At 69.6% G+C, this 10,642-nt stretch carries 7 protein-coding genes; 4 read left to right on the top strand and 3 right to left on the bottom strand.

The window, feature by feature from the left end; genetic code table 11:
- Positions 1-124: 124 nt before the first annotated feature.
- Positions 125-2,581: a ricin-type beta-trefoil lectin domain protein gene (locus tag ABZT87_RS08855; RefSeq protein WP_355066610.1), complete on the bottom strand. Its 2,457-nt coding sequence runs from the start codon at positions 2,579-2,581 to the stop codon at positions 125-127.
- 337 nt (positions 2,582-2,918) lie between these two features.
- Entirely contained in the window at positions 2,919-4,289 is a 1,371-nt protein-coding gene (locus ABZT87_RS08860) for a lectin (RefSeq protein ID WP_355134560.1), read from the bottom strand.
- A 553-nt stretch (positions 4,290-4,842) separates the two neighbouring features.
- On the opposite strand from ABZT87_RS08860, the gene ABZT87_RS08865 reads away from it, so the two are divergent.
- Positions 4,843-5,205, top strand: a complete 363-nt coding sequence (locus ABZT87_RS08865) for an STAS domain-containing protein (protein WP_355066608.1) — start codon at positions 4,843-4,845, stop codon at positions 5,203-5,205.
- Between the two features lies 1 nt (position 5,206).
- On the opposite strand, the gene ABZT87_RS08870 is transcribed toward ABZT87_RS08865, so the two are convergent.
- Positions 5,207-6,130, bottom strand: a complete 924-nt coding sequence (locus tag ABZT87_RS08870) for a PP2C family protein-serine/threonine phosphatase (RefSeq protein ID WP_355134562.1) — start codon at positions 6,128-6,130, stop codon at positions 5,207-5,209.
- 168 nt (positions 6,131-6,298) lie between these two features.
- Here ABZT87_RS08870 and ABZT87_RS08875 point away from each other — a divergent pair, with 168 nt between their 5' ends.
- The 3 genes from ABZT87_RS08875 to ABZT87_RS08885 all read left to right on the top strand — a co-directional run bounded on the left by ABZT87_RS08875 (position 6,299) and on the right by ABZT87_RS08885 (position 9,770).
- The gene (locus ABZT87_RS08875) at positions 6,299-6,832 is read left to right on the top strand and encodes a SigE family RNA polymerase sigma factor (protein ID WP_354863016.1); all 534 of its coding nucleotides are present in this window, start codon (positions 6,299-6,301) and stop codon (positions 6,830-6,832) included.
- A complete protein-coding gene (locus ABZT87_RS08880) occupies positions 6,819-8,054 on the top strand; it encodes a hypothetical protein (RefSeq protein ID WP_355134564.1) in 1,236 nt (411 codons plus the stop codon). Before ABZT87_RS08875 ends, ABZT87_RS08880 begins: the two co-directional genes overlap by 14 nt.
- Positions 8,055-8,366: 312 nt before the next feature.
- Positions 8,367-9,770, top strand: coding sequence for a glycoside hydrolase family 6 protein (locus ABZT87_RS08885; protein ID WP_355134566.1), 1,404 nt, complete (start codon positions 8,367-8,369; stop codon positions 9,768-9,770).
- The last annotated feature ends 872 nt before the right edge of the window (positions 9,771-10,642 follow it).

Genomic DNA, 10,642 nt, shown 5'->3' on the forward strand with positions numbered 1-10,642 from the left:
ATACGTCCTGACCCTCCGACGTGGAGTCCGCGCGGCGGCTGTCCGCACGGACGGCGGCCGGCCGCTCAGTTGAGCGGCCGGCCGTCGCGAATCGGGTACGGGTCCTCGTGCGGACTCCTACCGCTCAGCCGCGAATCCACTGCTGATTGCTGCCACCGGTGCAGGTCCAGATCTGGACGGCGGTGCCGTTGGCGGTGCCCGCGCCGTTGACGTCCAGGCAGAGCCCCGATCCGACCCCGGTGATCGTGCCGTCGGCGTTGACCCGCCACTGTTGGCCGCTACCGCCGTTGCAGGTCAAGATCCGCGCACGGGTCCCCGCGGCGGTGCCCGGTACGTCGAGGCACTTGTTGCCGTAGACGGTCAGTTGGTTGCTCGTGGTGAGCGTCCACTGCTGGTTGGCGCCGCCGTTGCAGTCCCAGATCTGCACCACCGAACCGTCGGCCTGGCTGGCCCCGTTGACGTCCAGGCACCGGTTGGAGCCAGCGCCGCGGATCGCTCCGGTCGCGCCCGGCTCACCGGAGTTGCCGACCGGCGTGATGGAGAGGTTGTCGAACTGGGCGGTGACTCCCTGACCCGTGCCGTACCCGATCTGGCCGGCGACCCAGGTCGAGTCGGAGACCGTTCCGACGGTGGTGCCGTCGATGGCCGCGGTGAGGGTGCTCCCGTTGAGCGTCAGCGACAGGGTGTGCCAGCGCCCGGTGCCCAGCGCGGAGGTGTTTCCGCTGGCCAGCGTGCGCCAGTTGCCGCTGGTGTTGTTGCTCCGGATGGACCACGCGCCACCGTCGGTCACCCGGAAGTAGTACCCGTTGAGGTTCTGCGGCCCCTGGTGGTTGTACGTGTTGGCGCGTCCGATGAGCTGCGCGTAGCCGGACTTCTCCAGCATGACGTCCGAGGAGACCGTGTAGTTGCGCCACGACAGGTCACCCAGCAGCGTGTACGGCTCGGCCTGGCCGGACGTCCAGAAGATTGGCGTCTGCTCCGACATCTGGCGTACGCACTGGCCTGCGCGACCACCCCCGCAGCCGGCGATCTCGAACGAGCCCTGCTGGTCCATCAGGTACTTCGCCTCGCGCCCGACGGCGTAGCTGTCGAAGGTGTCGTTGTACGGCAGCTTCAGGTTGCCCGCCGCCGGGCTGGCCGCCGTGCTCTTACCCTGCCCGGTGGTGGTGGTGATGCTGTAGACGTAGCCGGGCTGGACGGTGAGCGAGAAACGCCCGCCGCTCGGCGTGATGTCGCTGCCCCTGACGAAGTGGTCGGCGGTGTTGTTCGACCGGACGTTCGTCGACCAGACGTGCACGGCGCCGGTGGACAGCCCGCCGGTGACGGTGAAGTCGAGGGTCTGCGCTGAGCCGGCGTCCATCGTCTCGATGATGGTGCTGTAGTCGCTGTTGTTGGTGGACTTCAGCGACACGTAGCTGCCGTTGTTGCGGTTGCCGCCGAGGTAGCCGGTCGATCCGTCGAGGTAGCGCCAGCCCGGGGCGGTGAACTGCGTGGTCTGCGCCATCACCCACGTGCTCTTGCCGATGGAGTAGGCACCGGACCAGGGCTGCTGCGCCACCGCCACACCCGTGGTCGCCCAGGGGATGTTGGGCGTGATGGCGGCGATGGCGGGCCAGTTGATGTAACCGGTCATCTTGCCGTCGATGTAGCCGCGGTTGATGCCGCGGGCGAGGGCCTGCGCGCCGGCGTTGTAGTCGTCGGAGCCGTTCTCGCTGGCCCAGAGCGACTTGCCGGTGGACACCGCGTTGCTGGAGCTGGGGCAGCTGGACTGGGCGCTGCGGTATCCGCAGACGTAGTGGCTGCCGAAGACCTGTACGGCGTTGGCGAACGCTGGATCCCGCAGCGATTCGTCGGCGGCGGCCCAGCCGAAGTCGTCCGAGGCGACGATCTTCACGCTGCTGTAGCCGCGGGAGTTGAGAGCCGAGCGCAGGTTCTTGTACCAGGTGGCGTTGTAGCCCTTCTCGTTCCACCCGCCGAGGTAGTTGATGGTCAGCCCGTGGGTGGCCGCGCAGTCCAGCCAGGCCACCAGGTAGTCGATCGAGTCGTTGGACCAGAAGTTGCCGTTCCCGATCCAGCCCGGCGCTCCCCAGGCCAGGCCCGCCAGGGCGATGTTGGCGTTGCGCGCCCGCGCCTGCTCCATCAGCCACCACTCGTAGCCCCGGTTGCAGTTGATGGCGCCCCGGGTGTGCTCGTGGCTGGGCTCCGCCCCGGAGGTCGAGTTCGTGTCCCCGCCGATCTCCGTCTTCAGTAGCTGCATGGCGGCGCCGCGGCCCGGCTTGAACAGGTAGTCCAGGATGTCACTGCGCTGGGGCTCCGGGTAGTCGATCAGCAACCTGCTGTTGCCGCCACCGCCACTGACCGCGCCGATCCCGTCGAGCGCCCGTCCACCGGATCCGCCGTTGATCGTGATGGCGGTTGCCGCCTGGGCGGGGGAGGCGAACCCGGTCAGCACGGCCGCCGCCAGGACCACCCCTCCCAGCGCCGAAGCGGTCAGCCGACGCGGACGTCGCGTGCTTCGCCATGACCAGCGGCGCGGCCCGCCCTCGCCAGTGCTGCGCCGATGACTCCCTCTACCGAACATCTGACTCGCCTCCCCAACCGCTTTCGACCCCGAAGCCGTACGGCAGGTGTCGAGCTGTCGTACCGCGGAGGCCGCTTATCGAAGATCGTTAATAAGCAGACGTCGTATGTTAGGCACCGCATCGATCGGCGGTCAACGGCAGCGGCCAACCACAAATGCCGCGATCTTGGGCGGCGGGATCGTCGGAGCCTCACAAAAGGTTCGATGAATGCTGCGTCGAGCGTTCACCGGCAGGGCGGGCCGGCGCGGCGGCGGAACCGGATGGTTCCGTCGCCGCGCCGGCCCCGTGGTGGGCGCAGCGATTTCTATCGGTGCGTCCCCGAGGTGTCCGCCGGGCTCAGCTCCGGCTCCATCGTTGGTTGGCCCCGCCGTTGCAGTCCCAGATCTGGATGCGCGTGCCGTTGGCCGTACCGTTGCCGACCACGTCCAGGCACCGGCCCGAACCCACTCCGGTGATCGAGCCGTCGGCGTTGAGCCGCCACCGCTGGTTGGACTGGCCGTTGCAGTCCCAGATGATCACCGAGCTGCCGTTCGCGGTGGCGGCGCCGTTGACGTCGAGACACTTGCCGCCGAAGACGCGCAGCTCCTGGGCGGCCGTCGAGGTCCAGCTCTGGTTGCTCTGGCCGTGGCAGTCCCAGATGATCGCCGCCGTGCCGTTGGCCTGCGAGGCGCCGTTGACGTCCAGGCACCGCCCGGAGGCGGTGTTGCGCAGGGCCGACGTGCTGCTCGGAGGCGGGGTGGTCGGACCGCCGGTGGGTGACGCGGTCGGGCTCGGCGTCGGATCGGTGCTGCCGAACTGGGTGAAGAACCTCCACACCTCGCCCTTGGTCCAGGTCCTGGCGCCGCTGTCCCCGCCGCCGTCCACCGGGCCGGGGGTGTGCCCGCCGTCGAAGGCGGCCCACACCACGGGATAGCCGGCACGGCATCCGGAGTAGGTGGTGGTGATGTGGGTCAGGCTGCCCGCTCTCGGCTCGGGCGGGCTCTGTGGGGTGCAGCCGTTGTTCCGCACGAACGTGTCACGCAGGGACCGTCCGGCGGAGATGTTGAGCACCGGGTCCCCGATGCCATGGATTCCCATGTACGCGATCGGCTGGGTGCCGCCGCTGCACCCGCTGAGCTGCCCGCCGGAGTAGACCGCTACAGCGCGGAAGACACCCGCTCGCGAACAGGCCAGCGAATAGCTCATGCCTCCGCCGTAGCTGAAGCCGAGCGCGAAGAGTTGCGTCGTGTCGACACAGAGGTCGGCCTCGATCAGGCTGATCATGTTGTCGACGAAGGTGACGTCCTGGCCGCCGGGGTTGGCCCAGCCGTTACCGTTGCCCTGCGGGGCCACGAAGATGGTGCTGTTGTTCGCCTGCTGCCGCAGTCCGTAGTACGACCAGGCCGCGCCGTCCGAGCCGCCGCCGTCGACGTCGTTGGCGGTGCCGCCGTTCCAGTGGAATCCGAAGATCAACCGGTACGGGTGGTTCCGGTCGTAGTTGTCGGGGATCCTCAGGATGAAGCTACGGTTCTGGCCGCTGCTCTGGATGGAGCGTGAACCGCTGGTCAACGTGGGCGCTTTGCCGCACCCGGCGGTCGCGGCGGCCGCTGTGACGTTCGCGGCCGACGCGGCGGCGCTCAGGCCGCCGGTCATTCCCGCCACGCCCACGGTCGCGACGACGAGCGCGGCCGTCGCAAGAGAACCAAGGAGGGGTCTACGTCTTGTCATGAGGGGGCTCCCGCCATTCGGCACGAACTGATTCAGGTGAAGGGGCGCGCGACGACCACTCCCGGTCACCCCGCCGACACCGCTCGTCGCCGAGGAACCGCGGAAGACGCGATGCGCCCACGACGACGCCCGGCTCATCGCCACAGGTACCCGCCACTGGTCTCGCCGCCCATGCGGGACCAGCTGGTCGTTGAATCGTCGGTGGCCACATCGTTCGCCCGAACACCACACGACCGGCCGTCGGAGGATGCCGGAGATGCCCGGCCCACGGTCGAATCGATTCGCCCCGACGCTAGATCCGACAGTGAAATATGTCAATGCCGTGTCCAACGGGTTGCGGCCCGGGGCGTCCGGTCAGCGGTGCGGGGCTGCTCGTACGTCGGCGAGGTGTTCGGTGATGCGGAGCAGCACCTGGCCTGGTGCGTCGGGAACGACGGCGGCCGTGTCGGCGAGTGCGCTGGTCAGGGGCGGTCCACGGCCGCCGATGGCCGACGGCGGTTCGCCCCTCGGCGAAATAGGGTAAGGGGGAGGTCAGCGGCGTGGGGAGGTTGTAGTGGATTTGCTGTTGTCGGTCCGGCCGGGCCGCGGCTGCACGGTGCTCGAGGTGCGCGGCGAGCTGGACATGGCGACGTCCCCACAGTTGCGCGAAGGCCTGCAAGGGTTGGCTGATGCCGGGGAGCGCCTGGTGGTGGTGGACCTGGCCGGGGTGGGATTCATGGACTCCAGCGGGCTGGGCGCGCTGGTGGTGATGTTCAAGGCGTTACGGGATGTCGGGGGTCGGTTGTGCCTGGCCGCGGTGCAGCCCGCCGTACGCAGTGTCCTGTCGATCACATCGGTGGATCGGGTCATCGGCATCTACGACAGCGTGCCGGCGGCTGAAGCGGATCTCCGTCCCGCCGACGCGACCGGCCGCTAGTTCACCCGGCGCTGGCGCGTTCCTGGTCGGCGCCAGCGCTGGTCCGCCGGTCCTCGCTGTGTCCGCCGTGCCAGTCGACGACGAACAGGGTGGCGTCATCGGCGAGCGTCGGTCCGCTGACCTCCAGCACGGCGTCGGCCAACGCCCGGACGGCCTCGCGGGGGTGCAGACCGGCGATCGAGCGCAACATGGCCGGCAGATCCAGGCTGGCCGCGTTGCGTTCCCGCACTCCGTCGGTGACCACCACCACACGGTCGCCGGGGCGCAGCGCGACGTCGCCGGCGCAGTACGTGGCCTCGGCGAACATTCCCAGCGGGAAGTTGCCCGGCAGCGACAGCATGCGGGTGTCCCCGTCGCGTACCAGCATCGGCGGGATGTGCCCGGCGTTGAGCAGCGCGCACACGCCCGTGCGCAGGTCGAGACGGCCCAGTAGCGCGGTGACGAAACTGCCGGGCACGGCGGTGCGTTCGGCCACCTCGGCATTCGCGGCCTCGGCCTGCTCCACCAGGCCCACCCCGCGACGTCGACCGTTGCGCAGACTGCCCACCCCCAGGGTGGCCGTCAGCGCGCTGGCCACCCCGTGACCCATCGCGTCGGTGACGCTGAAGTGCAGCACGTCGCGGGCGAGGCTGTAGTCGAAGGTGTCCCCGCCGACGCTCGCGGCGGGCTCCAGCCAGCCGGACAGGGTGAACGCGCTGGCCTCACACGTGAACGAGCCGGGCAGCAGGCGGCGTTGGATCTCTCTCGACAGGGTGAACGGGGTCGTGCGTTGCCCCCACTCGAAAAGGTCGGTGTGCCGCCGGTTGGCGATCACCACGAACGCCAACACGTGCGCCGTGCGGCCGATCTCCTCCAGCTCCCGCGGATCCGGCTCGTTCGGCAGGACCATCTCGAGCAGGCCGACCGCCTCGCCGCGGTCGGTCACCGGCGCCAACACCGTCGCCCGGCAGCGGCCGAGGAAAAGGCCGCGCACAGGCGGCGGAGGCCCGCGCTGAGTCGCGTCACGAATGGTGATCGCACAACTACTCCTCCGGGCGTGCAACTTCCCGGGCGACCGGATCCGTTCTACCTCCGTCACGAGGAGGCAGTCGACTTGAGAGCCGAAGACGAGCAGGCATTCCGTGAGTTCGTGACGTCGGAGATGGCGTCGCTGCGCAAGCTGGCGTACGTGACCTGCGGCGACTGGCACACGGCAGAGGACGCCGTGGCCAACGCGTTGGTCAAGCTCTACCCCCGCTGGAGGAAGCTGGACCGACCCGATCTCTACGTCAAGACGATGGTCTATCGGGCCGCGGTCGACGAGACCCGCCGGCCCTGGCGGCGCGAGCGGGCGGCTGGCGACGCCATGCCGGACGTCGCGCTGCGGGACCCGACCGGCGCGACCGACGAGCGGATGCGCCTGCGGGCGGCCCTCGACGCCGTGCCGCCCCGGCAGCGGGCCGCGGTGGTGCTCCGGCACTACCTGGGTCTGAGCCTGGAGGACACGGCCGGCGTCCTCGACTGCACGGTCGGCACAGCCAAGAGTCAGGTCTCCCGTGGCCTGGCGAAGCTGCGCGTGTCACTAGCCGGCGAACGCATCAATCTCACCGGAAAGTCGATTGAGGAGTGGACCAATGCAGTTGCATGAGTTCGTGGACGCCGTGACGGGCGAAGAGCCGCCGATGGCCCGCACCGCGGACGACATCATCGTGGCAGGGCGGCGGGCCGAGCGGCGTCGCCGGGCCGGGTTCGCGTCGGCCGGCGTGGCCGGTCTCGTCGTGGTCGCGGTCGCCGGCGCGTTCGTGCTGCCCACCCTGGGCGCCGAGCAGAATTCGCCGGCCCCGGTCGGCGCGGCGACGTCCAAGGTCGCCGAGGCCACGTGGTCCGACGCCGTGCCGTTCACCTTCACCTTTCAGGGGTACGACGCCGGCACCCTGCACGTGCAGGACCCGATCGTCGCGTCCACCGCCTACCAGATCGCCTCGGTCTACTCCGACGGCCACACCTCGAACGACAAGCCCCTCACCGAGGAAGAGGCCGCGGCGCTGGGCGGCGCCACGGAGCAGGACAAGAAGAAGGCCGCCGGGGGGAAGCCGAGCCTGTGGGCGTATCTGACCGTCTACCGGCCGGGCGTCTTCGACCCCGCGAAGATCAAGGGCGGCACGGACGTCACCGTGGCCGGGCGCAGGGCCGTGCGGGCGCTGCTGCCGGTCGGCCTCGACCCGCAGAACCAGGTGGACGCAGGCAACAAGCTGTTCGCCTGGGAGTACGCCGACAACGCCTGGGCGGCTGTCACGTCGATCTCCAGCGACGAGGCGACGCCGAGCTTCGAGGACCTGGGTGGCCTGGTCGAAGGCCTGAAGCCCAGCAAGCCGACGCCGGCTCTGGTGCCGTTCACGGTGGGCTACGTGCCGGGCGGCTACGTGCCGCTGCAGATCGGCACCCACGCGCTTCCCGGTCTCAGCGGCATCGCCGCGGCCCGTGCCGGTGACTACGGCGGCGCGACGTACACCAGGCCAGCCGCGCCCACCACGGGCCTGACCGCGCCCTACGACACGGTCGAGGGCGCCATCAAGGACGGGTTCCACATCTTCGTCACGCCCAGCACCAGCTCGAACCAGTCGCCGGAGCCCGGCGCGACGAAGTGCTACAACGTGTCCGACCAGCGCCGCCAGGGCACCGGCCCCGAAGACGGTGGCTTCTGCAACATCTGGAGCGCCGACGGGAAGGTCGTCGTCCAGGTCAGCACCAGCGGCCTTGGCAACGGACTGCCACGGGCCGAGCTGGAGAAGATCGCCAAGGGGGTCACGGTCGCCGACGTCGGGAACGAGTCGACCTGGACCCCCGCCGCGGACGCTCTGCAGCCGTAAACGATCGGCACCGGCCACCACGACAGCACGGATCGTCTCCCACCTGCCGCGCAGCCACGGCGGTGAGAGCACACCAGGTGCGGTCACCGCCGTCGCGCGTTCGTGGTCGTCAGCGACAGCGGGCCGACCAGCCACCGCCTGATCGGGGGAGACGGCTGTCGCGTTCCAGAGGCCCTGCGCGAGCCGTGACGCACCCGGCCGCTGCCTCAACGACGAGCCCGCACTCTTGGCAGCGACGCCCGCCTCCGCTACCGTCCTTGGGAACGCTCCCATGAACTTAGATACATCAATGTGATCAGGAGGAAACACGTCGTGGCTATCCTCTCCCCCCGGCGCCGTAGATCGGTGGCCCTCAGTGTGGCGGCCATCGCGGGCACCGCCGCGGCCAGCGTCTGCTACGCCGTCGGCGGCGCGTCCGCCGGCACGGTGTCCGGGTCGCTCTACCGCGACCCGAGTTCGGCCGTCGTCCGCTGGGTCGCCGCCAACCCCGGCGACTCGCGTGCCGCCGTCATCCGCGACAAGATCGCTAGTCAGCCGCAGGCCCGCTGGTTCGCCAACTTCAACCCGTCGACCGTGCAGTCCGAGGTCTCCGGGTTCGTCGGCGCCGCCAACGCGGCCCAGCAGATCCCGGTGCTGGCGGTCTACGAGATCACCAACCGGGACTGCGGCGGGGCCAGCGCGGGTGGCGCCCCTGACCTCAACCAGTACCAGACGTGGGTCTCCAACTTCGCCAGAGGACTCGGCAACCAGACGGTCCTGATCATCCTGGAAACCGACTCGCTCGCCCTGCAGACGTGCCTGAGCAGCGGTGAGATCAGCGCACGCAACCAGGCGATCACGACGGCCACCCGGACCATCAAGTCGGCCAACCCCAACGCCAAGGTGTACCTCGACGGCGGCCACTCCACCTGGAACAGCGCGGGTGAGACGGCCAACCGGCTCCGCGCGGCCGGCGTGCAGTACGCCGACGGTTTCTTCACCAACGTGTCGAACTTCAACTCCACCTCCGGCGAGGCGAACTTCGGCCGCTCGGTGATCTCCGCCCTCAACGGCATGGGCATCTCGGGCAAGCGCCAGGTCATCGACACCAGCCGCAACGGCGGCGCCAGCGGGGACTGGTGCGGCGACGACAACACCGACCGGCGCATCGGGACGTACCCGACCACCAACACCGGCGACGCCAACATCGACGCGTACCTCTGGGTGAAGCCGCCGGGCGAGGCCGACGGCTGCCGCTACACGGCTGGTTCGTTCCAGCCCGACCTGGCCTACAGCCTGGCCAACGGCATGCCCAACCCGCCGACCACCGCTCCGCCGACGACGGCCCCGCCGACGACCGCTCCGCCGACCACGGCCCCGCCGACGACCGCCCCGCCCACCACCGCCCCGCCGACCACCGCGCCCCCCACCACGCCACCGCCGACCGGTAACGGCTGCTCCGCGTCGGTGGCGGTCAACCAGTGGCCCGGCGGATTCACCGCGAGCGTGACGGTCACCGCCGGCTCCGCGGACATCAACGGCTGGACCGCGACCATCACGCTGCCCAGCGGCGCCGCGATCACCGGCACCTGGAACGCCCAGGCCAGCGGCACCAGCGGAACCGTCCGGTTCACCAACGTGGGCTACAACGGACACGTCGGCGCCGGGCAGTCGACCAACTTCGGCTTCCAGGGCACCGGCACCGGCCCGGCGACGGTCATCTGCGCGGCCAGCTGATTCCGCCTGCGACGGCCCGGCGTGGAGGACCACTCTCCGCGCCGGGCCCGGCCCCGTGCTGGGTACGGGCCGGACCGAGTACGGCGAGCAGCGGCAGCATCGACGCTGGCAGACCGACCGCCGTCCCGGCATGGATGCCGCGACCCGGATCATTCTCGGCGCCCTGCACATCGCGGGTCGCGACGGTGCTGATCCCGGTCATGCCCCGCTCCGCCGCCGGCTCCGACCTCACTACGGTCGTCGACGACGACCGATGACCCTGAACCACGCCACCGCGGTTCAGGGGTAGTCGGCAGCGGCGGCCTGGGACGCGATTCGTCCGCCCCACGCGGCTGTCCGGCTTCGCCTCGATGACCGACACCGACCCTGCGTTTCCGTCAGGGAGAGTTCGGGAGAGCGGTTGCGACAACTCACGTAGAGATTAAGCAGGTCAGCCACTCTGATGGGTGGCGACCAACAAATCTAGGCCGAGAAGACTAGACATCCTCTGCGGTGTGGCATACTCTTCTTCGAGTCGAGAGAGCAAAGATCCGTCAAGACGCAGACGGGCTGTCCGGCCGTGAGATTACGACGGGCGGCGAGGAGCGGAACGTGATCCATCGTTCCCTCTATGGAAGAAGGCAGTAGGAACACAGCCCGGCGTGATGCGAGCCGGGCGCAGGTGGGGCCAAGGCTCTTTTTGGGGCTCCAGCTGTTGTTCGCCGTACGTGTGGGGGCCATGAAGTCGCGTGGGGCTCCAACACCGGCGGACCGTACGTCAGCAAGGTAAGAAGTAGCAGAGGAAAGGGAGGGCCGTACACCGTTGGATCGCCCGCCGTCGGCCGTCATGTCAGGCCGGGCGGACACCGCAGTTTCCATCGAACGAGAGGTGG

Source organism: Micromonospora sp. NPDC005237, from assembly GCF_040607775.1.
In the GTDB taxonomy this organism is placed as follows: domain Bacteria; phylum Actinomycetota; class Actinomycetes; order Mycobacteriales; family Micromonosporaceae; genus Micromonospora.